Annotated in this window: 22 protein-coding genes, 3 tRNA genes and 2 pseudogenes; 19 read left to right on the top strand and 8 right to left on the bottom strand. The window is 55.3% G+C overall.

Going from position 1 to position 24981, the window contains the following annotated elements; translation table 11 throughout:
• The first annotated feature begins 171 nt into the window (after positions 1-171).
• The gene (gene sdiA, locus KHQ24_RS17535; protein ID WP_004203458.1) at positions 172-894 is read left to right on the top strand and encodes a transcriptional regulator SdiA; all 723 of its coding nucleotides are present in this window, start codon (positions 172-174) and stop codon (positions 892-894) included.
• 67 nt (positions 895-961) lie between these two features.
• Here sdiA and KHQ24_RS17530 read toward each other — a convergent pair whose 3' ends face one another.
• Positions 962-1186: a DUF2594 family protein gene (locus tag KHQ24_RS17530; RefSeq protein ID WP_004203457.1), complete on the bottom strand. Its 225-nt coding sequence runs from the start codon at positions 1184-1186 to the stop codon at positions 962-964.
• A gap of 461 nt (positions 1187-1647) precedes the next feature.
• On the opposite strand from KHQ24_RS17530, the gene uvrY reads away from it, so the two are divergent.
• From uvrY to KHQ24_RS17485, 8 genes are all read left to right on the top strand, one after another.
• Complete coding sequence (gene uvrY / locus KHQ24_RS17525) at positions 1648-2304, top strand: UvrY/SirA/GacA family response regulator transcription factor (RefSeq protein WP_002911539.1); 657 nt, start codon at positions 1648-1650, stop codon at positions 2302-2304.
• Positions 2301-4133 (top strand): excinuclease ABC subunit UvrC, encoded by a 1833-nt coding sequence (gene uvrC / locus KHQ24_RS17520; protein ID WP_004203456.1) that lies wholly within the window; start codon positions 2301-2303, stop codon positions 4131-4133. The genes uvrY and uvrC overlap by 4 nt, the downstream gene beginning before the upstream one ends.
• 57 nt (positions 4134-4190) lie before the next feature.
• Entirely contained in the window at positions 4191-4739 is a 549-nt protein-coding gene (pgsA, locus tag KHQ24_RS17515) for a CDP-diacylglycerol--glycerol-3-phosphate 3-phosphatidyltransferase (RefSeq protein WP_004141115.1), read from the top strand.
• Between the two features lie 150 nt (positions 4740-4889).
• Positions 4890-4965: transfer RNA gene (locus KHQ24_RS17510), tRNA-Gly, on the top strand.
• Between the two features lie 40 nt (positions 4966-5005).
• Positions 5006-5079, top strand: a tRNA-Cys gene (locus KHQ24_RS17505).
• 13 nt (positions 5080-5092) lie between these two features.
• A tRNA-Leu gene (locus KHQ24_RS17500) sits at positions 5093-5179 on the top strand.
• Between the two features lie 1499 nt (positions 5180-6678).
• Entirely contained in the window at positions 6679-7560 is an 882-nt protein-coding gene (locus KHQ24_RS17490) for a dihydrodipicolinate synthase family protein (protein ID WP_049093053.1), read from the top strand.
• A gap of 98 nt (positions 7561-7658) precedes the next feature.
• Positions 7659-8327: a YecA family protein gene (locus tag KHQ24_RS17485; RefSeq protein WP_057216089.1), complete on the top strand. Its 669-nt coding sequence runs from the start codon at positions 7659-7661 to the stop codon at positions 8325-8327.
• Between the two features lie 25 nt (positions 8328-8352).
• Here the strand turns inward: KHQ24_RS17485 and tyrP are convergent, their stop codons facing one another.
• Complete coding sequence (tyrP, locus tag KHQ24_RS17480; RefSeq protein WP_004203453.1) at positions 8353-9564, bottom strand: tyrosine transporter TyrP; 1212 nt, start codon at positions 9562-9564, stop codon at positions 8353-8355.
• A gap of 192 nt (positions 9565-9756) precedes the next feature.
• Between tyrP and KHQ24_RS17475 the strand changes: the two genes are divergently transcribed.
• Entirely contained in the window at positions 9757-9996 is a 240-nt protein-coding gene (locus KHQ24_RS17475; RefSeq protein WP_004203452.1) for a YecH family metal-binding protein, read from the top strand.
• A gap of 36 nt (positions 9997-10032) precedes the next feature.
• Here KHQ24_RS17475 and ftnA read toward each other — a convergent pair whose 3' ends face one another.
• The gene (gene ftnA, locus KHQ24_RS17470) at positions 10033-10530 is read right to left on the bottom strand and encodes a non-heme ferritin (protein ID WP_004203451.1); all 498 of its coding nucleotides are present in this window, start codon (positions 10528-10530) and stop codon (positions 10033-10035) included.
• A gap of 57 nt (positions 10531-10587) precedes the next feature.
• A pseudogene (locus KHQ24_RS24430) lies at positions 10588-10751 on the bottom strand (hypothetical protein).
• Between the two features lie 187 nt (positions 10752-10938).
• On the opposite strand from KHQ24_RS24430, the gene KHQ24_RS17465 reads away from it, so the two are divergent.
• On the top strand, positions 10939-11577 hold the full coding sequence (locus tag KHQ24_RS17465; RefSeq protein WP_004203450.1) for an RpiB/LacA/LacB family sugar-phosphate isomerase: 639 nt from the start codon (positions 10939-10941) through the stop codon (positions 11575-11577).
• A 37-nt stretch (positions 11578-11614) separates the two neighbouring features.
• Here the strand turns inward: KHQ24_RS17465 and KHQ24_RS17460 are convergent, their stop codons facing one another.
• Positions 11615-13036 carry an MFS transporter gene (locus KHQ24_RS17460; RefSeq protein ID WP_049092171.1) on the bottom strand — a complete coding sequence of 474 codons (1422 nt, stop codon included), beginning with the start codon at positions 13034-13036 and terminating at the stop codon, positions 11615-11617.
• 147 nt (positions 13037-13183) lie between these two features.
• On the opposite strand from KHQ24_RS17460, the gene KHQ24_RS17455 reads away from it, so the two are divergent.
• The gene (locus KHQ24_RS17455) at positions 13184-13435 is read left to right on the top strand and encodes a DUF2766 family protein (RefSeq protein WP_004203448.1); all 252 of its coding nucleotides are present in this window, start codon (positions 13184-13186) and stop codon (positions 13433-13435) included.
• A gap of 37 nt (positions 13436-13472) precedes the next feature.
• On the opposite strand, the gene KHQ24_RS17450 is transcribed toward KHQ24_RS17455, so the two are convergent.
• Positions 13473-14984 (bottom strand): MFS transporter, encoded by a 1512-nt coding sequence (locus KHQ24_RS17450; protein WP_004203444.1) that lies wholly within the window; start codon positions 14982-14984, stop codon positions 13473-13475.
• Positions 14985-15049: 65 nt separating this feature from the next.
• Here KHQ24_RS17450 and KHQ24_RS24570 point away from each other — a divergent pair.
• A pseudogene (locus KHQ24_RS24570) lies at positions 15050-15127 on the top strand (succinate dehydrogenase); the annotation flags it as partial.
• Positions 15128-15287: 160 nt separating this feature from the next.
• Here KHQ24_RS24570 and KHQ24_RS17440 read toward each other — a convergent pair.
• On the bottom strand, positions 15288-15797 hold the full coding sequence (locus tag KHQ24_RS17440; protein ID WP_032425947.1) for a non-heme ferritin-like protein: 510 nt from the start codon (positions 15795-15797) through the stop codon (positions 15288-15290).
• 892 nt (positions 15798-16689) lie between these two features.
• Between KHQ24_RS17440 and KHQ24_RS17435 the strand changes: the two genes are divergently transcribed.
• The 5 genes from KHQ24_RS17435 to otsA all read left to right on the top strand — a co-directional run bounded on the left by KHQ24_RS17435 (position 16690) and on the right by otsA (position 22589).
• Positions 16690-17670, top strand: coding sequence for an arabinose ABC transporter substrate-binding protein (locus tag KHQ24_RS17435; RefSeq protein WP_004203441.1), 981 nt, complete (start codon positions 16690-16692; stop codon positions 17668-17670).
• Positions 17671-17730: 60 nt separating this feature from the next.
• A complete protein-coding gene (araG, locus tag KHQ24_RS17430; protein ID WP_043520582.1) occupies positions 17731-19245 on the top strand; it encodes an L-arabinose ABC transporter ATP-binding protein AraG in 1515 nt (504 codons plus the stop codon).
• A gap of 14 nt (positions 19246-19259) precedes the next feature.
• The gene (gene araH / locus KHQ24_RS17425; protein ID WP_004203438.1) at positions 19260-20240 is read left to right on the top strand and encodes an L-arabinose ABC transporter permease AraH; all 981 of its coding nucleotides are present in this window, start codon (positions 19260-19262) and stop codon (positions 20238-20240) included.
• 161 nt (positions 20241-20401) lie between these two features.
• Entirely contained in the window at positions 20402-21190 is a 789-nt protein-coding gene (gene otsB / locus KHQ24_RS17420) for a trehalose-phosphatase (RefSeq protein ID WP_004203436.1), read from the top strand.
• Complete coding sequence (gene otsA, locus KHQ24_RS17415) at positions 21165-22589, top strand: alpha,alpha-trehalose-phosphate synthase (RefSeq protein WP_004203435.1); 1425 nt, start codon at positions 21165-21167, stop codon at positions 22587-22589. The genes otsB and otsA overlap by 26 nt, the downstream gene beginning before the upstream one ends.
• Before the next feature lie 23 nt (positions 22590-22612).
• Here otsA and uspC read toward each other — a convergent pair whose 3' ends face one another.
• A complete protein-coding gene (gene uspC, locus KHQ24_RS17410) occupies positions 22613-23041 on the bottom strand; it encodes a universal stress protein UspC (RefSeq protein ID WP_004203433.1) in 429 nt (142 codons plus the stop codon).
• Positions 23042-23393: 352 nt separating this feature from the next.
• On the opposite strand from uspC, the gene KHQ24_RS17405 reads away from it, so the two are divergent.
• The gene (locus KHQ24_RS17405; protein ID WP_017900226.1) at positions 23394-24977 is read left to right on the top strand and encodes an MFS transporter; all 1584 of its coding nucleotides are present in this window, start codon (positions 23394-23396) and stop codon (positions 24975-24977) included.
• Positions 24978-24981: the final 4 nt, after the last annotated feature.

The following is a 24981-nucleotide window of genomic DNA, read 5'->3' as shown; positions in this document are numbered from 1 at the left end:
TGTAGAAAATGAAGGGAGGGGCCTTAGTTTCAGCGCAGCGAACTGGGAAAAGGCAAGTCTTCAGGCTAATAAATGCGACAGCTACGATATTTTATACATATAAATAAGATTTATGTGTTAGTTTTCTGTATTTATAATAATGATTATCAATCAGGAGTTATTTGCACAGCTATGAGGGACAATGATTTTTTCAGCTGGCGGCGGGATATGCTGCATCAATTTCAGTCCATGGCCGCCGCTCAGGAGGTTTATAATCTCCTGCAACGAGAAACAGAAACGCTGGAATATGATTTCTATACGCTTTGTGTGCGTCACCCGGTGCCTTTCACTCGCCCCCGCGTCACGTTTCAGTCGACCTATCCCCGCGCATGGATGTCTCATTACCAGGCAGAGAATTATTTCGCCATAGATCCCGTATTACGCCCGGAGAATTTTATGCGTGGCCATCTGCCGTGGGAAGATGGGCTGTTTCGCGATGCGCAGGCGTTATGGGACGGCGCGCGCGACCATGGTCTGCAAAAAGGGGTGACACAGTGCCTGACGTTGCCGAATCATGCTCAGGGTTTTCTCTCCGTCTCCGCGAACAACCGTTTGCCGAACGCTTATGCTGAAGATGAGCTGGAGCTGCGCTTGCGAACGCTGACGGAGCTGAGCCTGCTGACGCTCTTGCGTCTTGAAGATGAGATGGTGATGCCGCCGGAGATGAAATTCAGCCGGCGCGAACTGGAGATCCTCAAATGGACCGCGGAAGGAAAGACCTCTGCGGAGGTGGCGATGATTCTCTCGATTTCGGAAAATACGGTCAATTTCCATCAGAAGAATATGCAACGGAAATTTAACGCGCCGAATAAAACGCAAATTGCCTGTTACGCTGTGGCGACAGGGTTAATCTGAAGGCGCCTGCCGTTCTGCGTGCCAGACGTGATACCGGCTGTCAGTCATACTTTCAGCCGGTACAGGATTACTGCCGATAAGCTTGTTTAATTTGCTTAACGGTGCTGGAGAATACGGCGGCCTGAGCCTCATCTTCCATCTGCGCGATCTGCTTTTCCATTTTAATAATCACGCGACCCGCATCTGCCTGGCCCATCGCCTGCAGCATCAGCGTCATCATCGCTTTCAGGCAGGAGACTTCCTGCGCCAGTTCCTGATTATTTTCTGCAGTGGAAAAATCTGGTGTGCTCATCGATATCCTCGTTTACTCGCTGCGCTATTGCGCTCTACTCAATGTGAAGGCCGCGCAGTATACCACAAGCGACAGAAAAAAAAGGAGTGCTTAATTTCTGTTCTCTCATCTGAGCTGTGAATGGTTTTATGCTTCAGATAAGACGTAATAGCCATCGTCAGGCCAATAATTGCCACTATCTATTTAGTACGTTAATAATTGTTACATATTTAGCCTCGTATTTATGCGCTACGTAATCTGTTGTGTTTTTTGTGCCTTCTGTATGGGGATTGTTAAAAAATAAGACTCGTGCAACCGACTGTTCGCAATGACTTTCCACTGAGTGTGCACAGACATTGCCATAAATGAGAGCCAAATCGAGGCGAGGGCATTTTTTTGCCTTTTAAAATAGCAATAAAACCCGGTAATATGTGGGAGATAAAGTATCAGTAGCGTTATCCCTCATTCTGGAGATTATTCCTTTGATCAACGTTCTTCTTGTTGATGACCACGAACTGGTGCGCGCAGGGATACGACGCATTCTGGAAGATATAAAAGGGATTAAAGTCGCTGGCGAAGCCTGCTGCGGCGAAGACGCCGTCAAGTGGTGCCGGGCTAATTCCGCCGATGTCGTCCTGATGGACATGAACATGCCCGGGATCGGGGGTCTGGAAGCGACGCGCAAAATTGCGCGCTCGGTAGCGGGCACGAAAGTGATCATGTTGACCGTGCATACTGAGAATCCCTTACCTGCCAAGGTCATGCAGGCGGGGGCGGCAGGCTATCTCAGTAAGGGCGCCGCGCCACAGGAAGTGGTGAATGCGATTCGCTGCGTCGCGTCAGGGCAACGTTATATTGCCTCTGATATTGCTCAGCAAATGGCGTTAAGTCAGATTGAACCGGAAAAAACAGAATCGCCGTTTGCCAGTTTGTCTGAACGCGAATTGCAGATTATGCTGATGATCACCAAAGGTCAGAAGGTGAATGAGATCTCAGAGCAGCTGAATCTGAGTCCTAAAACGGTTAACAGCTATCGCTATCGGATGTTCAGCAAATTGAACATTCATGGCGATGTCGAGCTGACCCACCTGGCAATTCGCCATGGCCTGTGTAATGCGGAGTCGTTAGCAAGCCAGTGAGTGATGTTTTTGACGCAAAAGCTTTCCTGAAAACGGTAACTAGCCAGCCCGGTGTGTATCGGATGTATGATGCTGGCGGAACCGTCATCTATGTTGGCAAAGCCAAAGATTTGAAAAAGCGGCTCAGCAGCTACTTCCGCAGCAACCTCGCGTCGCGTAAAACGGAAGCGCTGGTGGCGCTGATCGCGCAAATCGACGTGACCGTCACCCATACCGAGACGGAAGCGCTGCTGCTTGAGCACAACTATATCAAGCTGTACCAGCCGCGGTACAACGTGCTGTTGCGCGACGATAAGTCGTATCCTTTTATTTTCCTCAGCGGCGATACCCATCCGCGTCTGGCGATGCATCGTGGCGCCAAACATGCGAAGGGCGAGTATTTTGGTCCTTTTCCCAACGGCTATGCCGTGCGCGAGACCCTGGCGCTGCTGCAGAAGATCTTTCCCATCCGTCAATGTGAAAACAGCGTCTACCGCAATCGCTCCCGTCCCTGTCTACAGTATCAGATTGGCCGCTGCCTCGGGCCGTGCGTGGCGGGGCTGGTCAGTGAAGACGAGTATGCACAGCAGGTGGAGTATGTGCGGCTGTTTCTTGCCGGCAAAGATGACCAGGTGCTGACTCAGCTCATCGCGCGGATGGAGAAGGCGAGCCAGAACCTTGAGTTTGAAGAGGCGGCGCGCATTCGCGACCAGATTCAGGCCGTCCGCCGCGTGACGGAGAAACAGTTTGTCTCTAACACCGGCGACGATCTTGACGTGATCGGGGTTGCCTTCGATGCCGGCATGGCTTGCGTCCATGTACTGTTTATCCGCCAGGGTAAAGTACTGGGCAGCCGCAGCTACTTCCCGAAAGTGCCGGGCGGTACCGAGCTGGGCGAGGTCGTCGAGACCTTTGTCGGCCAGTTCTATCTGCAGGGCAGCCAGATGCGCACGCTGCCGGGGGAAATTTTGCTCGACTTTAACCTCGGAGATAAGACGCTGCTGGCCGAGTCGCTGTCAGAACTGGCGGGGCGTCGAATCCATGTGCAGACCAGGCCGCGGGGCGACCGGGCGCGTTATCTTAAGCTGGCGCGCACCAATGCCGCGACGGCGTTAACCACCAAATTGTCTCAGCAATCGACCATTCATCAGCGTCTGCAGGCGCTGGCCTCCGTGCTGGAGCTGCCGGCGGTGAAGCGGATGGAGTGCTTTGATATCAGCCACACCATGGGCGAACAGACCGTCGCCTCCTGCGTGGTATTTGACAGCAATGGTCCGCTGCGCGCGGAGTACCGGCGATACAATATCGCCGGCATCACCCCGGGCGATGACTATGCGGCGATGAATCAGGTCCTGCGCCGTCGCTATGGCAAAGCGATTGATGACAACAAGATTCCTGATGTGATCCTGATAGACGGCGGCAAGGGGCAGCTGGCGCAGGCGAAAGCGGTATTTGCGGAGCTGGACGTCCCCTGGGATAAACATCATCCGCTGCTGCTGGGGGTGGCGAAAGGTAGCGATCGTAAAGCCGGCCTGGAAACGTTATTCTTTGAGCCGGAAGGCGAGGGGTTTAGCCTGCCACCGGATTCGCCGGCTCTGCACGTGATCCAGCATATCCGCGATGAATCGCATGATCATGCAATCTCCGGCCATCGCAAAAAACGGGCGAAAGTGAAGAACACCAGTTCGCTTGAGACTATCGAGGGGGTGGGGCCGAAGCGTCGCCAGATGCTGCTGAAGTACATGGGTGGACTGCAGGGGCTGCAGCAGGCCAGCGTCGAAGAAATTGCCAAAGTACCGGGCATCTCTCACGCTCTGGCAGAAAAGATCTTCTACTCGTTGAAACATTAGGGGCTCTGTAGCAACATAGGGCTAATTTTTACTTACAACAGATAGTTACCCGTCACTATGCAATTTAATATCCCTACGTTGCTTACTCTGTTCCGCGTCATCCTGATCCCGTTCTTTGTGCTGGCGTTTTATCTGCCCTTTAGCTGGGCGCCGTTTGCCTGCGCGCTGATTTTCTTTGTTGCCGCTGTGACCGACTGGTTTGATGGTTTCCTCGCCCGTCGCTGGAACCAGAGTACCCGGTTCGGCGCCTTCCTCGATCCGGTGGCCGATAAAGTCATGGTGGCTATCGCCATGGTGCTGGTCGCTGAGCACTATCACACCTGGTGGGTCACGCTGCCGGCGGCGACGATGATTGCCCGGGAAATTATTATCTCCGCGCTGCGCGAGTGGATGGCGGAGTTGGGAAAACGCAGCAGCGTGGCGGTCTCGTGGATTGGCAAAGTAAAAACCACCGCGCAGATGACCGCCCTGGTGTGGATGCTGTGGCGTCCTTATCCGTGGGTGGAATGGGCAGGGATCGCGCTTTTCCTCGTGGCGGCGGTGCTGACGCTGTGGTCGATGCTGCAATATTTGAACGCGGCGCGCGGCGATTTGCTTGATCAGTGATCGTTTCGCCGTTATTTTCAGCAAACGATGCAAAGTTGCGAAAAATACCGTTGACTCACCGCGAGAGATAAGTAGAATGCAACGCATCGAACGGCGGCACAGTCTTCCAGACGATAACAAAATCAAGTGATTAGCAAATAACTTGATGATGCGGGAATAGCTCAGTTGGTAGAGCACGACCTTGCCAAGGTCGGGGTCGCGAGTTCGAGTCTCGTTTCCCGCTCCAAATTAATAGCATCGGCATAGGCGGGTGCTTCAGTATCAAAGGCGCGTTAGCAAAGCGGTTATGTAGCGGATTGCAAATCCGTCTAGTCCGGTTCGACTCCGGAACGCGCCTCCACTTTATATCCCGAGCCCGGATGGTGGAATCGGTAGACACAAGGGATTTAAAATCCCTCGGCGTTCGCGCTGTGTGGGTTCAAGTCCCACTCCGGGTACCATTGGGATAAAAGCAGAATAATCAAAGCAATAAGCAGTGTCGTGAAACCACCTACGGGTGGTTTTTTTGTTTTTAAATCCCTCTTCATCACGACATGTCATCCTGTTTCTCTTGTCCATCTTGCGCTACACCCGAATTATTGTCACTGGCTAAGCCTGCGCCTGGAGATACGGGGTGCCGCTCTGAATCCGGGCAAGGAGAAGCTTGAAGTCAAGGTCTGTGACCGGCACAGACTTCTGGCGTAAAGGCTTACCGTCGCGAAGCAGGTCCGAGTCGCGGTGGATAATCGGCTTAACGGGTGGGGGATAAGGCGTTCGGGACGATCTCGCTCCCCCAGGCCAGCAGGGAGGAAGCGAGTGGGTACAAGACGAGACAGCGGACCGGCGTTGAAACCGTCTCTATAGTTCGAGGTTGAAAGAAAGTACTGTCGATATAAATACCATCTCATCCGTAAGCGAAGGGAATTTGCCGGTAAATTTTTCTTCAGACTCTGGAGTAAAACGATATAGCGAATAATTATCCCCGGACGCGATGCTCTCCAGCTGAAGGTGAGGGGGTTTCCGCAGTGAAAAAGCTAACAGATAGAAGTTCGTCGTATGCTGAGCAAGTTCGGCGACTAATGCCGGGGGCACCTTTACAAGATTGATCTCTTCTCTGCAGCAAATGACAAAAAGCTTGCCATCCGCGCTTTTTAATATGTTCCTGAACCTCTTTACTGCCCGGACGTAATACGCCTAAACGGTTCGAGGGATCGCGATGGGTGAAAATCGTCCTTCAGGCAATCGATGACCATCGCGGGGCAGGAAAAAATCCAGTCAAAAGGCAGTGTGGTGTTTTCAGATTGAATTTTTTCAGTGTCCGCGATGTTAAACAATGACTTCCTGGCGACACAATGTGCTTTACAGCCAACCGCTCTTGAGTCTCCGTCCCTGATACACAATGTGGCGGGAGACACATATTCTCGAATGCCATTCTGGATGTTGTTAATCCCTTGAACTCGTCACTGTTTATCAGCGATGCGTTAAGAAGTTGCGCTGATTCTGCAAGCGGCTTGTCAGAAGTTGCGTGATAATAGTTTTCAGGACCGTCAGGATCTGCAGGTCGACCCAGTAATATTTTATACGTTGACTTTATTAATCATATTTTTAGATATTTTTCCTGGTTGTCATCTGCCATTTTTTATCCATTTGAAGCCGTAGTGGTACCTTATTTAATTGCTGCTTATATATAACAACATCAATCATGCGGTCTTATGGCAAATTGATTTAAGATTGGCAATGCAGTAAAAATAGCGACTGCAGGGAACGGCGTCGTTGAATATCCTCGGCAGAAACTGGTGGCTATCGATGTCTGGGCTGACAGCGGCAATATCGCGAATAGGATCGCCACGTAGTGGAGAACCACTTCATTGTCACCGGCAATCGCTCATTTGTCCCAGGACAAAACGATCTCTCCCTGCTACTATCGTCCGGACACTTCTCCCAGCCTGCCGGAGGCATCATGTTCACAGGGCTTTGCGCATTTCCGTTAACGCCGCTGCATCAGCAAAATATCGATGAAAAAGCGTTTATTCGTATTCTTGCTCGTCTTACCGATGCGGGAGTCGACTCCCTGGGCATCTTAGGCTCAACCGGCAGCTACGCTTATCTCAGTCGTGAGCAGCGCAAGCGGGTAGTGCAGGTGGCGAAGGCGCATGCCGGGTCGACCCCGATGATGGTCGGCGTCGGCGCCATCGCCACCAGCGAGGTGCTGCGGCTGGTGGAGGATGCCCAGCAGGCCGGGGCGGATGCATTGCTCCTGCCGATGATGTCCTATCAGCCGCTGTTTGCGGAGGAGATCTATGCTTTTTACGAGGAGGTCTGCCGGCATGCCTCGGTGCCGGTCTGCCTGTATGACAATCCCCGTACCACCCACGTGACGTTAACGGATGAGCTGCAGGGGCGCATTGCCGCCTTACCGGCCATCGCCTCGATTAAAATTCCCGGTCTGCCCGCGCCACAGGCCAGCGAACGGGTGGCGGCGCTGCGTCGTCATCTGCCTTGCGGCGTCACGCTTGGCGTGAGCGGTGACGTCCGGGCGACAGCGGGCTTGCAGGCCGGCTGTGAGGTCTGGTACTCGGTCTGCGGCGGACTCTTTCCCCGGATCTCACTGGCGCTGGTAAAAGCCATCCGTCACGGCGACGCGGAACAGGTGGCGGCGCTGAATAAGCAACTGGCGCCCCTCTGGCGGTGCTTTGACCGCTACGGCGGCAGCCTGCGGGTGATCGCCGCCGCTGCGGCCATCCTGGGATTGTGCGACCCTGACTCGCTTCCCCGCCCCTTGCTGCCGTTAGGGGAGGAGGCCTGTCGCGACGTGGCGGCGGCGCTACAAGGGCTGGCCTGATTGTGTCGGGTCGGCGCAGGCGCAATGGGCGCTGCCGGGTGGCTTTCTGCCGGCATTTCGGCTACTGTAGGCCCGATTTTTACCATGCGAGCCTGTGAATGAATACCGGACCCTTAAACGAAAACGAACTGGAATGGCTGGACGAGACGCTGGCGAAATACGCCACCGAAGGCGCTATTCTGGATGTCTCTGAACTGGATGGCCTGCTGACGGCGATCCTCTCGGCGCCCACCGCTATTGAACCCGCCCAGTGGCTGTTGGCGATCTGGGGTGGCGCAGATAATGTGCCACGCTGGGCCAACGACCGCGAGCGCGATCGCTTTGTCAATCTGACGCTGCAGCATATGAGCGATATCGCCGAACGACTCGAGTCTTATCCCGATCAGTTCGAACCGCTGTTCGGCACCCGCGAAGCGGAAGGTCAGGAACTGACCATCGTTGAAGAGTGGTGTTTTGGCTATCTGCGCGGCGTGGCGCTGAGCGACTGGTCGACGCTGCCCGCTGAACTTCAGCCTGAGCTGGAGGCGATTGCGCTTCACGGTAGCGAAGAACAGTTTTCCGCGCTGGATAATCTGACGGCGGATGAATTTATCGCCAGTATCGAGCGTATCACCCCGGCGGCGCTGGCGCTTTACCAGTACTGGATGGCGAATCCGCGGCCGGAGGTGGTCCCGCAGCCGGTAAGAAATGAGGCGAAAGTTGGACGTAACGATCCCTGTCCGTGCGGCAGCGGTAAAAAGTATAAGCAGTGTTGCTTAGCGAAATGAAAAAGGGGCCGGCTGGCCCCTTCTTTTATCCCACCGCCGGTAACAGCCCGGCGACGATGCAGAACTGGATCGCCACGATGCCGATCCCGCACAGCAGGACCAGCCACAGCGCCGGGGCGCCGCCGGCCACCCGCCAGGCGGCCTGCGGATGCAGTCGGCGACTCTTCATGACCAGCATGGCCGGTAACATCAGGGCCAGAACGGCCAACGCCACCCCGGCGTAGCCCAGGGCCATGACGAAGCCGCGGGGATAGAACAGGGCGAACGCCAGCGGCGGCAAAAAGGTGATCATCCCGCTCTGCAGACGCCCGCTGACGTTGTTTTTGCGCTGAAACATATCGGCCAGATAATCAAACAGCCCGAGCGAGACGCCGAGGAAGGAGGTTGCCAGCGCAAGGTCGGCAAACAGGTGTACTGCCAGCTCCACGTGCGGTGACGCTACCACTTCGCGGATCGCCTCCAGCAGACCGTTCAGACCGGCATGTTGCGCCAGCAGGGCGGTAAAGGCTGGGGCGTCAATACTGCCCAGCGTCGCCAGCTGCCAGAAAATATAGGCCACCAGCGGAATAAAACTGCCGATAATAAACACCCGACGCAGTTTACGTATATCGCCCCCCAGATAGCTGACGATGCTCGGCACGCTGCCGTGAAAGCCGAAGGAGGTAAAGATCACCGGAATGGCCGACAGCGCCAGGCCTTGCTCAACCGGCAGGGTGAGGAGATTCACCTGATGAATGTGCGGCATCAGCAGGGCCAGCATAATCACCAGGAAGACGATTTTGGCGCTAAACAGGAAGCGATTGAACAGGTCGACCAGCGCGGTGCCAATGCACACCACCGCCCCGCCGAGCAGGGTGAAGATCAGTACGCCTGCGGCCGGCGGCAGCTGCCAGTCCAGCCACTGGTTGAGGCTGGAAGCGAGTAATTCGCCGGCGCCACTGATGTAGGCCGCCGTGAGGGCGTATAACAGAAACAGCATGCACAACCCGGTGATCCACTGTCCGTAACGGCCCAGATAGCGCGCCGCCAGAGAACCGAGCCCCATATCGGCAGGGACATGCTGGTAGACTTCCAGCAGCAAAAGGGCGGTATAGCACATCAATGCCCACAGGGTGAAAAGTAAACCCAGCGTGACGGTAAACCCGACGCCTGCGGCGGCCAATGGCATTGCCAACATTCCTGCACCGATTGTGGTGCCGGCTACGATTAAAATACTGCCCAGAGTGCGGTTCTTCACGCTTTTCGCTATCCCTACAGCAAATCACAATAATTTATGCCGCGCAGAGTAGGGGATATTGCGTCTTTCGTCAAATCAGGGTTACAAGCAGTGTAATCAAAACTTTACGAATTCGAAAGGGCGAAAGCCTGCGCTGGCGCAAGGCGCGGGCCGCCGGTCTGGCCTAAGCTGACGTTTTTTTCCGGAGGGGTTATGTCTTCTATACATGGTCATGAAGTGCTGCAGATGATGCTGGCGTCGGGGGAGTGCTGGACGGCAGCTTCGCTGGAGGCGGCCATACACCGTCGCTTTGGCGCAGAGGCGCGCTTTCACACCTGTTCGGCGGAAAATCTGAGCGCTGCGGAGCTGGTGGCGTTTTTAGAGCAAAAAGGTAAATTTATTGCCAGAGCGACAGGGTTTACCACCGCAGAAAATAAGATTTGCCAGCATTAAAAATGCCGCGACGGAGAAGCGTCGCGGCGCGAGCAATTAATTCTGCGTATCGAGAGTGGCCAGCTCTTTGTCGATAAAGTACAGACCTTCACCGCTTTTCCCGGCGAGGGTCAGTTTGTCAATTACCGATTTAAATAATTTCTCTTCTTCATGCTGTTCGGCGACATACCACTGCAGGAAATTAAAGGTCGGGTAATCCTGACTGGTCATAGCCGCGTGCGCCAGTTCATTAATTTTTTGCGTGATCAGCTGCTCGTGCTCATAGGTCTGGCGGAACAGTTCATCCAGTGACGCATACTCGGCAAACGGGGAGGCGATGGCGTTGATGCGCGGCAGGCTGCCGGTGTCGGTCAGGTAGTCGAACAGGCGCTGCATATGGGTCATCTCTTCCTGGGCATGGCGGCGCAGGAAGGCCGCAGCCCCTTCAAAACTATGGTAACTGCACCAGGCGCTCATCTGCTGATAAAGAAGAGAAGAATAAAGTTCAAGATTCATCTGTTCATTCAGTTTGTCGATCATTTCCGTTTTCAGCATCGTCGCGCTCCTGGAATTAAAAAATAGATGTTATCGGCTGCCACTATAATTTGTTATTTAATTATTTGCAAAAAGTAAATTTAAAAAGGATTTATTAAAATGCTAATGGGAATAACACGCATTGGCAATTTAATAATAAATGAGAATGGTTTTAATTTATTATTAGTTTTTTGCGGAGGCGAAACGACGCCCTCTGCGGGTTGCCTGGTGGGGAGCGCCATGCGGAGTGGTCCTGATGAGGGGCGACACGGTAACCTGAGCGGCAGAGGCGGTGAAAGTGTGAAGCGCTGCGTAATTTTTAAAACAACTTTTCATAAAATTTGAAAGTTTGTTTTCCAGGTAGTAGAGTGCAGTCAACGCCAATGACATTCTGCGGGCAGGCCCGCACAGCATTCAGGAGAGTAAACCATGAAGATTGCACTGATGATGGAGAACAGCCAGGCGAACAAAAACGCCATCATCCTCAAGGAGCTTAACGCGGTTGCCGACGAAAAAGGATTTCCGGTCTTTAACGTCGGTATGAGCGATGAGAACGATCATCATCTGACCTATATTCACCTCGGGATCATGGCCAGCATCCTGCTGAATTCGAAGGCGGTTGACTTCGTGGTCACCGGCTGCGGTACCGGCCAGGGAGCGCTGATGTCGCTGAACATCCATCCTGGCGTGGTCTGCGGCTACTGTATCGACCCGGCGGACGCGTTCCTGTTTGCCCAGATCAACAACGGTAACGCGCTGTCGCTGCCGTTTGCCAAAGGTTTCGGGTGGGGCGCCGAGCTGAATGTGCGCTTTATCTTTGAAAAAGCCTTTACCGGTCGTAACGGGGAAGGCTACCCGCCGGAGCGCAAAGAACCGCAGGTGCGTAATGCCGGGATCCTCAACCAGGTCAAAGCGGCGGTAGTCAAAGAAAATTATCTCGACACCCTGCGCGCCATCGATCCGGAGCTGGTGAAAACTGCGGTCTCTGGCCCTCGCTTCCAGCAATGCTTCTTCGAAAACTGCCAGGATAAAGCGATCGAAGCGTTCGTCCGTCAGATCGTCGGGTAATCGTTATCAGGGCCAGCGCCGCTGGCCCTTCCATCATTCAGGTTTTCTTCGCCGACACGCTGCTGCCTGCCGTTTTAGCCAGATGCAGGCTGTCGATCATCCCCACCAGACAGATCACCGCGATAAACACAAATGCCAGGCGAAAGCTGATCCCCGGCACGGCGGAAAGGTGCAGCCAGTCGCCGACCTGTTCCCCCAGGCGAATGCCGATCGCCCCAAGCGTGATCCCCAGCCCCACCGCCAGCTGCGACGCGGTACTGAACAGGGTATTGGCATCGCTCATCTGCGCGGCGGGGACATCGGCAAAGGCCAGCGTGCTCACGCCCGTGAACTGGACAGAGCGAAACACCCCGCCGAGATAAAGGATCAGCATGATCGCCCAGACCGGGGTTTGTGGCGTGAGCAGCGCGCAGGCCAGCAGCGAACAGACGTTCAGCGCGCCGTTGATCAACAGCAGGCGACGAAAGCCCAGCCAGCGGATCAGCGGCGTGGTGGCGGGTTTAATGGTTAAATTGCCGACAAATACCGCCAGCACCAGCAGACCGGAGTGAAAGGGATCCATGCCGAACCCCACCTGAAACAGCAGCGGCAGGAGAAAGGGGACCGCGCTGATGGAGGCCCGGAACAGCGAGCCGCCGTACATCGTCACCCGGAACGTCGGCACCTGCAGGGCGTCGAGACGAACCATAGGCGCCGCCGCCCGGCGGAAATGACGAATGGAATATAACAGACAGCCGAAGCCCAGCGCGGCGAGGGCCAGCGTCGGCCAGAACTGCGGCTGACGATCGCCGAGCCGTTCCATCGCCGTGACCAGGCTAACCATCGCCACCGCGGTCGTGATAAATCCTGTCATATCGAAGGCGCGCCGCGCCGTTTCGCGGATATCAGGAATGATGCGCAGCGACAGGATAATCGCCGCAACGCCCAGCGGGACATTGATAAAGAAGATCCAGTGCCAGCTGGCGTAGCGGGTAATAAACCCTCCCAAAGGCGGGCCGATAATGGGGGCCACCAGCGCCGGCCAGGTGAGGGTGGCGATGGCCTTAATCAGCAGGTGTTTCGGCGTGGTGCGCAGTACCGCCAGACGGCCGACGGGGACCATCAGCGCGCCGCCGATCCCTTGCAGGATACGCATGGCGACAAAGGTATGCACCTCGCTGGAGAGGCCGCAAAAGATCGAGGCAAGGGTAAAAATGGCCAGGGCGAGGGTGAAGATAGCCCGGGCGCCGAAGCGATCGGCGATCCAGCCGCTGGCCGGGATCAGCACCGCGAGGGTTATCAGATAGGCGCTGATGCCGATATTAAGCTCGACGGCGGTGACGCCAAAATCTCTCGCCATGTCGGGCAGGGCAGTAGCGATCACCGTCCCGTCGAGAAACTCCATAAAAAAGGCGCCAGCCACCAGCAGCGCCGGGGCTGAAAAAGCACGTTCGTTACCGGAAGAGATCGCGGTGTTCATGTTGTCGCTGCCATCAAGGGGATCCTCGGCAAAGCGGCAGCAGAGGCGCCGCCAGCCACTCGGGTGGTGAAAAAAACCTGCCGCGGCAGGTTTTATTATCGTTATCGATTTAGGGTACTATTACGCTCCTGAAAAAAGGAGTAATTAATGTCTCAACATCTTACCGAACACGACGAGCTGGTTTCCGATGTGGTTGCCTGCCAGCTGGTTATCAAGCAGATCCTCGACGTGATTGACGTCATCGCGCCGGTGGAAGTGCGTGAAAAAATGACCAGTCAGCTGAAAGCCATCGACTTCGCCAGCCACCCGGCTTCTGCCGACCCGGTGACGCTTCGCGCGGTGCAAAAAGCGATTGCCCTGATTGAGCTGAAGTTTACCCCGCAGGAAGAAACGCATTAGTAACCGGCCCCGCGGATTACCGCCGGGGCCTTTTTCTTTAATGAGAAACCACGGTCTGCACTGGCGCAGGCTCAGCGGTTTTAAACAATTTGCTGTTGCCCCAGCACTCTTCGTAGCGATGGCCAACCAGATCCTCTACGATTGCCCGCACCTCCGGCGCAATATCACTGATTTTACCGCCTGCTTTAATCCGCGCGACTTCCTGCAGAACCACCAGATGAGCTTTACGGTCCAGTTTCATCTGCTTACTGAAGACGATGGCGGCCAGGGCTAAGGCGACGACACCGACGCAGAATACCACCGCGATGGCGGTCACGGCGCTTTCCGGTTGGCTGTGCGCTTTTGACTGGAAACCGTAAAAGCTCAGGATGGCTCCCATCGAAAACACCACAATCGAGCGCAGAATTTTCCCTGAGAAGGTCATGGCGCCGGCATAGATGCCTTCCCGGCGGCGTCCGGTGTAGATTTCGTCGACATCGGCGAGGAAGGTGTAAACGGTCCAGGGAATATAGTAAACCCCGCCGGTCCCCAGGCCGAACAGCACGGTAATACCGAACATCAGCACTGTCGCCAGGCCTGACGGCAGATGGAAGAACCACAGCGAGGTATACAGCAGGACTGCGAAAATCACGATCCCCAGCGCGAGGATATAGGGTTTGCTAAAGCCCTTTTTCACACACAGGCCGATAAACAGCGCGGTGGAGATCAGCTGCAGAATCGAGTTCAGGCTGTTCAGCCCGGCCACCATTGCCGGATCGTGCTGCAGAACGAATATCACGAAATAGGTAAAGATGGAGGCAAACAGCCATTCCGCGCCAAACCCGCACAGGTACATACCGAGATGTTTGCGGAACACGCGCAGATAAAAGGTGGAACGCATGTCTTTCGCCAGCGACAGCAGGGTGCTCAGCAGCCCCTTTTTCGCGCTGGTATCCACGGCTTCCGCACGCTCGCGCTCCCAGCTGCACAGCCACAGGCAGGTAATCGCGACGATCAGGATCGCGCCATAGGTCAGCCCGGTGAGGAAGAAAGGGGTGGCGGAATCTTTGCCGTACAGCAGAATGAACTGTCCGGGAATAAACGCGGCGAGGAAGTTGGCCAGCTTGCCGAAGATGGCTTTATAGCCGGTGAGCTTTGAGCGTAGCGAGAAATCATCGGTCATCTCTGTCGCCAGCGTCTCATAGGGCACCATGATGGAGGTATAGATGATCTCAAACACCACATAGGTACACAGGTAGTACCAGAAACTCAGGCCCTCTACCCATAGCAGCGGGTAGAACAGCATCAGAGGAATGCCGATCAGCAAAAAGAAGCGCCGACGTCCAAAGCGCTTGCCTAACCGCGTTTTGCCAAAATTATCCGTCAGATAGCCCATCAGCGGGTTGCTGATGGCGTCGATGATGCTGGCGACGGAGAAGATAAATGAGGCCTCGATCAGCGTCAGGCCGCAAAAGGTCGTATAAAAATAGAGTAGCCATGCTCCGCTTATCGCCAGTGCGCCACTCCCTAACAGGTTACCGCCGCCGTAGGCTAACTGATGGCGTAACAAGATCGGTCTTCCCTGCAGCCCTTCAGAGGCTGAAGCCGTGTATCTAGCCATAAAAAATAAACCTCGTGTTTTATATTTTTGAAACAGTGTTTTTATATTTCTTTATGACTCAACAAAAAGTGACCGCGCTCACTAATCCCCCCTAAGGGGTAACGGTGACGAGGGAATGGGATCGAGTTAAAACTTTTTTATTCGTTTGAGGAATAAATAGCAGGGGAGAATAGCAAGAACGGATTAATAAACAGGGCGGGGCAGCGCGAACGCGCTCCCCCTGACCGGGCGAGAAAGGCCCGGCGCGTCTGATTAGTGGGGGTTCTGTGACGCTCCGACGAGGGTCATCAGACGGCGATCGGTCTGTTCCATACCTATCCCGGCTTTGTCGGCATTGCGAATTTCCTCGAGCACGCTTTGCAGCAGCAGCCCATCCTGCTGCTGCTCTTCCGCCAGGCGGGTCAGAAAACGCCAGGTGTTGTCATCGCTCTGCGCTTTGGCTTCCTCGGCGAGACCGCTCAGCATACTGCTCCGCTGGCGGTAATCGACCAGGGTTTGGGTAAAGAGATCTTCCAGCGAGGTACATTCGGGATTACAGGCGCGGTCGGGATTGACTATCGGCCAGCTGCCGGCTTTTTTCAGATAGTCAAATACGCGCATGGTGAGGGTGATGCTGCATTGCGCGCGGTTGCGCAGAAATGTCGCGGCGCCGTCGAAGCGATGCCGGGCACACCACTCGCTTAAGTTCAGGTAAACGTTAGAGGCGTGGAACTCAAGGTTCATCTGGGTGTTTAGCTTTTGTGCCATTCCTGGAACTGCCATAAAAATATCCTTATTAACCGGGAAGGGGTTACTGGTGCGCGTCAACGGTTCCTGGAGCAAACAACAGGATAAAAGAGTGACGCGCTGCACTGTTGCAGAATAATAAAACTTTACACATTCCGTATGAGTCGGGTAATTTTTCCACTTGCCGACAATTTAAGAATACTCGCTGAATGCGATTAAGAAAACTCTCAAGATGGATAATTTACGTTTTGTTACACCATTATTCCTGCATGACGACATGCAGTGGGATTGCGGCTCAGGCTGGGGCGTGGGTGCGGTGTGTCAGGTATAAGTTATAGATATTTGACTACGAGATTCATCGTATAACTCAAAGCTATAAGTTATTTCAGAGGGCAATGTTTCGTTGTGATGATAATTATTTTTATTTTTTGTTGCAGGCTTTTCTATGCAGCGGGAATATCTTTTATCAATTCGGAATAAATTACGCAAAAGATCCGTTTTATCGCGATATAAAACGGCCGACGCTGGACTGGCGGCGCGCGTCTGTTGCACAACAGCGCCGGCGGGCAGTCGACCGCCGCTGCGACCCCCTTAGCCGCTGGTTATAACAGTGCCGTAACCCTCTGTTAAACACCCACTGACATCACAAGGATAAGCCTGCTGGTGGTATAGATGATCCTGCTATTCACTGGTTAAATTGTATGACAATTATGTCTTTTTTTATGTCTTTTTTTGCTAAATCTATGTACGCAATTACTGTAATTCCGCGATGTGATAATGCTCTCGTATGGAGAAATAATTTCCGGGTATTACTACTCTAACAACGGCAGTAGGGGATGCGATTTTTCTAATGCCTTGTTTTGATGCTGATAAAAAAGTTAATTCCGATTTTTCCCTACATGAAAGCGAATTAAAGCTGGAGTTTACCATGCACAAATTTACTAAAGCGCTGGCGGCCATTGGTCTCGCAGCGGTTATGTCACAATCAGCTATGGCGGAAAACCTTAAATTAGGTTTTCTGGTGAAACAGCCGGAAGAGCCATGGTTCCAGACCGAGTGGAAATTTGCTGATAAAGCAGGAAAAGATTTAGGCTTTGACGTCATTAAAATAGCGGTACCGGATGGTGAGAAAACCCTGAACGCCATCGATAGCCTGGCGGCCAGCGGCGCGAAGGGCTTTGTCATCTGTACCCCCGATCCTAAGCTCGGCTCGGCGATAGTCGCTAAAGCACGCGGCTATGACATGAAGGTGATTACCGTCGATGACCAGTTCGTCAACGCCAAAGGTAAACCGATGGAGAGCGTGCCGCTGGTGATGATGGCGGCCAGCGAAATTGGCGCCCGCCAGGGACAGGAGCTGTATAAAGAAATGCAGAAACGCGGCTGGGATGTCAAAGACACTGCGGTGATGGCCATCACCGCCGATGAGCTGGACACCGCCCGTCGTCGCACCACCGGCTCCATCGATGCCCTGAAGGCGGCCGGCTTCCCGGAAGCGCAAATCTACCGCGTTCCGACAAAATCTAACGATATCCCGGGGGCGTTTGACGCCGGTAACTCAATGCTGGTCCAGCACCCGCAGGTGAAACACTGGCTGATCGTTGGGATGAACGATAACACTGTGCTTGGCGGCGTGCGTGCCACAGAAGGGCAGGGCTTTAAAGCGCCGGATGTGATTGGTATTGGCATCAACGGCGTGGATGCCGTCAACGAACTGTCGAAGGCGCAGCCGACCGGCTTCTATGGCTCCCTGCTGCCAAGCCCGGACATCCATGGCTATAAAACCAGTGAAATGCTCTACAACTGGGTCACCAAGGGCGTTGAGCCGCCGAAGTTCACTGCGGTGACCGATGTGGTGCTGATTACCCGCGATAACTTCAAAGAAGAGCTGGCGAAAAAAGGGCTGTAACAGCCCGGTTGAACTGGCCCCCGCCGCGGCGGGGGCTGAGTGCAGAAGAGCGGAGTCGTTATGCAACAGTCTACCCCTTATCTCTCATTTCGCGGCATCACCATGACGTTCCCTGGCGTAAAGGCCTTGTCCGATATCAGTTTTGACTGCTACCCAGGACAGATCCACGCGCTGATGGGCGAAAATGGCGCAGGCAAATCGACGCTGTTGAAAATTCTCAGCGGTAACTACACCCCCACCGCTGGCCACCTGCAGATCGGCGGCCAGCAGATGGCGTTCACTAATACGATGGCGGCGCTCAACGCCGGCGTGGCGATTATCTATCAGGAGCTGCATCTGATCCCGGAGATGACCGTCGCCGAAAATATCTATCTTGGCCAGCTGCCGCACAAAGGCGGCATCGTCAACCGCTCGCTGCTCAACTATGAGGCCCGTCTGCAGCTGGAGCATCTGGGGCTGGATATCGACCCGGAGACGCCGCTGAAGTATCTCTCTATAGGCCAGTGGCAGATGGTGGAGATTGCCAAAGCGCTGGCGCGTAATGCCAAGATTATCGCCTTCGATGAACCGACCAGCTCGCTCTCCGCCCGGGAGATCGACAATCTGTTTCGCGTTATCCGCGAGCTACGGGAGGAGGGGCGGGTCATCATCTATGTCTCACACCGGATGGAAGAAATTTTTGCCCTCAGCGATGCCATCACCGTCTTTAAGGATGGTCGCTACGTCTGCACCTTTGACGATATGTCGAGCGTCAGCCACGACGCGCTGGTCCAGGCGATGGTCGGGCGCAATCTGGGTGATATTTACGGCTGGAAACCTCGTCCCTATGGCGAAGAGCGGCTGCGTCTGGAGGAGGTCAAAGCCCCGGGCGTGCGCACGCCGGTCAGCCTCTCGGTGCGCAGTGGCGAAATCGTCGGCCTGTTCGGGCTGGTGGGCGCCGGGCGCAGCGAACTGATGAAAGGTCTGTTCGGCGGGACGCGGATCACCGGCGGTCAGGTGTATATCGATGGCCAGCCCGTCGACATCCGCAAACCGGCCCAGGCCATCCAGGCCGGGATGATGCTGTGTCCGGAAGATCGTAAAGCGGAGGGGATTATTCCGGTTCACTCCGTGCGCGACAATATCAATATCAGCGCCCGGCGCAAGCATATCCACGCCGGCTGCCTGATCAACAACGCCTGGGAGGCGGACAACGCCGATCAGCATATCCAGTCGCTGAACATTAAAACGCCGGGCCCGGAACAGCTGATCATGAACCTGTCTGGCGGCAACCAGCAGAAAGCGATCCTTGGCCGCTGGCTGTCGGAAGAGATGAAGGTGATCCTGCTCGATGAGCCCACCCGCGGCATCGATGTCGGCGCCAAACATGAAATTTACAACGTGATATATGGCCTCGCCGCCGCCGGTGTCGCCGTGGTATTTGCCTCCAGCGACCTGCCGGAAGTGCTGGGCGTCGCCGACCGCATCGTGGTGATGCGTGAAGGGCAAGTCGCCGGCGAACTGCTGCATGAAGAAGCCAATGAACAGCAGGCGTTAAGCCTTGCGATGCCAAAAGTGAGTCAGGCTGTCGCCTGAGTAAGGAGTAAATGATGTCATCAGTGACTACGTCCGGCGCTACCCGCTCTGCCTTTAGCTTCGCCCGTATCTGGGATCAGTTTGGCATGCTGGTGGTGTTTGCGGTGCTGTTTATCGGCTGCGTAATTTTTGTGCCTAACTTTGCCTCATTCGTCAATATGAAGGGGCTGGGGCTGGCGATCTCGATGTCCGGGATGGTGGCCTGCGGCATGCTCTTCTGCCTGGCCTCCGGCGATTTCGACCTGTCGGTGGCGTCGGTTATCGCCTGTGCCGGGGTCACTACCGCGGTGGTGATTAACCTGAGCGAAAGCCTGTGGCTGGGGATTGCCGCCGGTCTGCTGCTGGGGGCAGTCAGTGGCCTGGTCAACGGCTTTGTCATTGCTCGTCTGAAGATCAACGCCCTAATCACCACGCTGGCCACTATGCAGATTGTCCGTGGCCTGGCCTACATTATCTCCGACGGTAAAGCGGTGGGCATCGAAGATGAGCGCTTCTTCACCCTCGGTTACGCCAACTGGTTTGGTCTGCCGGCGCCGATCTGGCTGACGGTCGCCTGCCTGGTGGTTTTCGGATTATTACTAAACAAAACCACCTTTGGCCGTAATACGCTGGCTATAGGCGGCAATGAAGAGGCGGCGCGTCTGGCCGGCGTTCCGGTGGTGCGCACCAAGATTATTATCTTTGTGCTCTCCGGTCTGGTGTCCGCCGCGGCGGGGATTATCCTGGCGTCGCGAATGACCAGCGGCCAGCCGATGACTTCGATTGGCTATGAGCTGATTGTTATTTCGGCCTGTGTGCTGGGCGGGGTGTCGCTGAAGGGCGGGATCGGCAAGATCTCCTACGTGGTGGCCGGGATCCTGATCCTCGGGACCGTGGAGAATGCGATGAACCTGCTTAACATCTCGCCGTTCTCGCAATACGTCGTGCGCGGGGTCATCCTGCTGGCGGCGGTGATCTTTGACCGTTACAAACAAAAAGCCAAACGTGCGGCCTGATTTCAGGCATAACTTTTAAGTCTACAGAGTAATTGCCGCCAGCGCCCGTTTCGCTGGCGGTATCTATCAAAAATGGCGAGGTTGGTCACACTGTCTATACTTACATGGCTAACATATAATTAACAACCAGCTTCGGCTGGCCATGATAAGGAGGAAACAGGGTGGATAACCAGATATCTGTACCGCCTGCGCTAACCGGAAACTACGCTTTTTTCTTTGACCTCGACGGTACTCTTGCCGATATCCAGCCGCACCCCGATCAGGTGGTGATACCCGACAACACGCTGCAGGCGCTCAACGCGCTGGCCCGGCAGCAGGGCGGGGCGGTGGCATTGATTTCAGGGCGCTCAATGGCTGAACTTGACGCGCTGACCCATCCCTGGCGGCTACCGCTGGCCGGCGTTCACGGGGCCGAGCGCCGTGATATCAATGGTAAAACCTATATTGTCTCTCTGCCGTCGGCCCTGCGGGATGAAATCGCGGCTGAGCTGAGCTCGGCACTGCAGGCGCTCCCCGGGTGCGAGCTGGAGAGTAAAGAGATGGCCTTCGCGCTGCACTACCGTCAGGCCCCGCAGCAGCAGACCGCAGTGCTGGAGCTGGCGCAGCGCATTGTTCAGCGCTACCCGCTGCTGGCGCTGCAGCTTGGCAAGTGCGTGGTGGAGATTAAACCCCGCGGTGTCAACAAAGGGGAGGCGATCACTGCCTTCATGCAGGAAGCGCCGTTTGCCGGTCGCGAACCGGTTTTTGTCGGCGATGATTTGACCGACGAGGCGGGATTCAGCGTGGTGAATCAACTGCAGGGAATGTCGATAAAAGTTGGCGCCGGGGAAACTCAGGCGCACTGGCGGTTGGCGGATGCCGCCGCCGTAAGGACGTGGTTGCAACATCTGGCGTATGACGCGCAAACCGAAAGGAGGGATGACCATGAGTCGTTTAGTCGTAGTCTCTAACCGTATCGCCTTACCGGACGATAAAAAATCGAGCGCTGGCGGTCTGGCCGTCGGCATCCTGGGGGCACTGAAAGCGGCAGGGGGTCTGTGGTTTGGCTGGAGCGGCGAAATTGGCGATGACCAGCAGCCGCTGAAGCAGGTCTCCCGCGGAAATATTTCATGGGCATCGTTCAACCTTAACGAACGTGACCATGATGAATACTACAACCAGTTCTCTAACGCCGTGCTGTGGCCGGCCTTCCACTATCGTCTTGATCTGGTCAGCTTCCAGCGCGAAGCCTGGGAGGGATATCAGCGAGTTAACGCCATGCTGGCGGACAAGCTTCTACCGCTGATCGAGCCAGATGATACGTTGTGGATCCATGATTACCATCTGCTGCCCTTCGCCAGCGAACTGCGCAAGCGCGGGGTCAACAACCGCATCGGCTTCTTCTTGCATATTCCTTTCCCGACGCCGGAGATTTTTAACGCGCTACCGCCGCACGCTGAGCTGCTGGAGCAACTGTGCGACTACGATCTGTTGGGCTTCCAGACTGAAAGCGACAGAACCGCCTTTCTCGACAGCATAGCCATGCAGACCCGACTCTCCGACCTCGGAGACAAACGCTATCAGGCGTGGGGTAAAGCGTTTAGCACCGAGGTTTATCCGATAGGGATCGATCCGGACGAGATTACGCGCAATGCCAAAGGTCCGCTGCCGCCGAAGCTGGTCCAGCTGAAAAACGAGCTCAAAAACGTGAAGAATATCTTCTCGGTGGAGCGCCTTGACTACTCGAAAGGGTTGCCGGAGCGGTTCCTCGCCTATGAGACGCTGCTCGAAAAGTATCCTCAGCATCACGGTAAGATCCGTTATACCCAGATCGCGCCGACGTCCCGCGGCGATGTGCAGGCCTATCAGGATATCCGCCACCAGCTGGAAACCGCAGCCGGACGCATCAATGGCCAGTTCGGCCAGCTTGGCTGGACTCCGCTTTACTATCTGAACCAGCATTTTGATCGTAAGCTGCTGATGAAGGTCTTCCGCTACTCTGACGTTGGGCTGGTGACGCCGCTGCGCGATGGCATGAACCTGGTGGCGAAGGAATACGTGGCGGCGCAAGATCCGGATAACCCTGGCGTACTGGTCCTGTCGCAGTTTGCCGGCGCGGCGCAGGAGCTGAACAGCGCCCTGATCGTCAATCCCTACGATCGCGACGAGGTTGCCGCCGCGCTGGATCGCGCCCTAAGCATGCCGCTGGCGGAACGTATTGCCCGTCATTCCGCGATGCTGGATGTGATCAGAGAAAATGATATTCATAACTGGCAGGCGCGCTTTGTCGACGATCTGCAGCATATTTCGCCGCGCAGCGAGGAGAGCCGCCTGCGGGGGAAGATAGCCACGTTCCCTAAACTGGCCTAGTTCAGGAAAAGGGCTAACCGGCGTTAGCCCTTTTCAAGGGAAACCAGCAGGACATCGACGCCGCAGCTGCCGACGATATTTTTCGCCGAGCAGGTGGCGCGCGAAAAAAGGGAATGATTATGATTGCCGCAGATCACCAGATCGACCTGGTGTGACCGGCAGAAGTCCTTAATATGATGGCCCAGTTCGCCGCAGGCGATGGTCATTTTTTCTATCGGGTAGTCCGCGTGACGCGCCAGCTCGTTGAGAAAATCACGCGTCTCTTCCTGCATCACCTCGCGCAGGTTTTCCATCATCGGCGCGGCGAACTGGTTATACAGCTCCGGATCCGTGGCGAGGGTGATAAAGCTCACTTTCGCGTTCACGGGGCGGGCAATTGACACCGCTTTTTTAATTAATACCTGACTCTCCGGCGTTGGCGCGACGGCAACCAGCAGATGTGAATAAGGCATCTGGCCTCCTTGAGATACGCGGAATAACCCTTTCTTTCCTTCTTTACTCCTGTTTACCCGGCTACGCAAGGGCCGATCCCGGGATTTGCGACGCTCTTCGCCAGTCCGCGTTTTCCCGACAAGATCACATAAATGAACCTAATTTTTTATTTAAAAGAAATGCTGTTTTATAAATGAGTGAAGTTGAGACATCGTCTCTTTGTCATTTTGCCATCGGCGGTTCTTCCGTGGCAAAAACACAAAGGTAACGTCGTTTCACTGCTTTTAGTGTAGCCAGGTACCCACTCCCTTCCGGTGGCAAATCCGGAAAGATTGTCGGCGTTCTCTTAAAAAAAGACACAGGATCACGGCGATGAAAACACGAAAGATTGGACTGGCTAACTACCTGGCCTACGGCGCGGGCGATTTCCTCGGCGCCGGCACCACGGCGCTAACCGCCGCATGGCTGCTCTACTTTTACACCACCTTCTGCGGACTCTCCCCGATAGAAGCCACGCTTATATTCGCTTCCGCCCGCGTACTGGATGCGGTGGTGAGCCCGCTGATGGGCTTTCTCACCGATAACTTCGGCACCACCTGGCTCGGCAAGCGCTTCGGCCGCAGAAAATTCTTTATTCTGCTCGGCATCCCCTGCGTATTCAGCTACTCGGCGATGTGGGTCGGCGAGATGGGATTCTGGTACTACCTGGTCACCTATCTGCTGTTTGATATGGTCTACACCATGATTCTGGTGCCCTACGAGACGCTGGTGCCGGAGATGACCGATGACTTTAAACAGAAAACCAAATTCTCCGGCGCGCGCATCTCAATGGCGCAAATGTCGGCGATTTTAGCCTCCTTTCTGCCGGGGATCCTCCTTACCTGGCTCGGCAAAGACAATGCCAGCTCGTTCTTTTATGCCAGTCTGGTGTTCTCGGTCCTGTGCGCGGTGATGCTGACCTTCGTCTGGTGTTTCACCTGGGAGCGGCCGCGTGAGGCCTGGTCAGAGGCGGCGCTGCGGGCGGAAGCGGAAAAACAGAACCTCACTCTCGCCCAGAGCCTCAATCGCCTGGTGATTGAGCTGAGCTCTACGCTGCGGATAAAAATTTTCCGCCAGCACCTCGGCATGTATCTGGGGGGCTATATCGCCCAGGACGTCTTCAATGCCGTGTTTACCTATTACGTGGTCTTTGTTCTGATGCAGGAAGCTTCTGTCGCCTCGAATCTGCTGGGGACGATGGCGATTTTCCAGTTTATTGCCGTGATCGCCATGATCCCGCTGTGCATTCGCTTTGGCCCCGCGCCGTCGTACCGCATGGTGGTGGTCCTCTTTGGCCTGAGTTCGCTCTCCTATGCGCTGCTCTATTACGCCGGACTGAGCGACGTCTATTCATTATTGTTGCTCATCTCTGCTGTCGCCGGACTGGGACGCGGCGGGATTAACTACGTGCCGTGGAATACCTACACCTATATCGCCGACGTCGACGAAGCGATCACCGGCCAGCGCCGAGAGGGGATTTTTGCCGGCATCATGACCCTGACCCGCAAAGCCTCGCAGGCGGGGGCGGTGATGCTGGTGGGCATCATTATGCAACTGTCGGGGTTTGTCTCCGGGCAAAAAATACAGCCTGAAGGGGTCAGCCATACCATTCTGCTGATCCTCAGCGTCGGTACATTGGTGGTGTTAGCCTGCGGTTTCCTCGTTTCACTGCGCTTCAAACTCAATCTGCATACCCACAGCGTCCTGCGCAGCGAAACCCTCAGAATGCGCGAAAGCGGTCACGCCCGGCCGGAGCTGACCAGTGCAGAACACCGCGCGGTGGTCGAGATGCTGGCGGGGATGCCCTACGACTGCCTGTGGGGGAATAACAATATTGGCTATCTGAATCGTCATAAACCTGCTGCCCCGGCGCTCACCCAGGGCGGCGCTTTGAATTCGACATATACCCGAGGTTAACAAC

Origin of the sequence: Klebsiella sp. 54 (assembly GCF_018223875.1) — a bacterium.
Lineage (GTDB): Bacteria > Pseudomonadota > Gammaproteobacteria > Enterobacterales > Enterobacteriaceae > Klebsiella > Klebsiella quasipneumoniae.
This window is presented reverse-complemented; position numbering and strand designations above follow the sequence as displayed.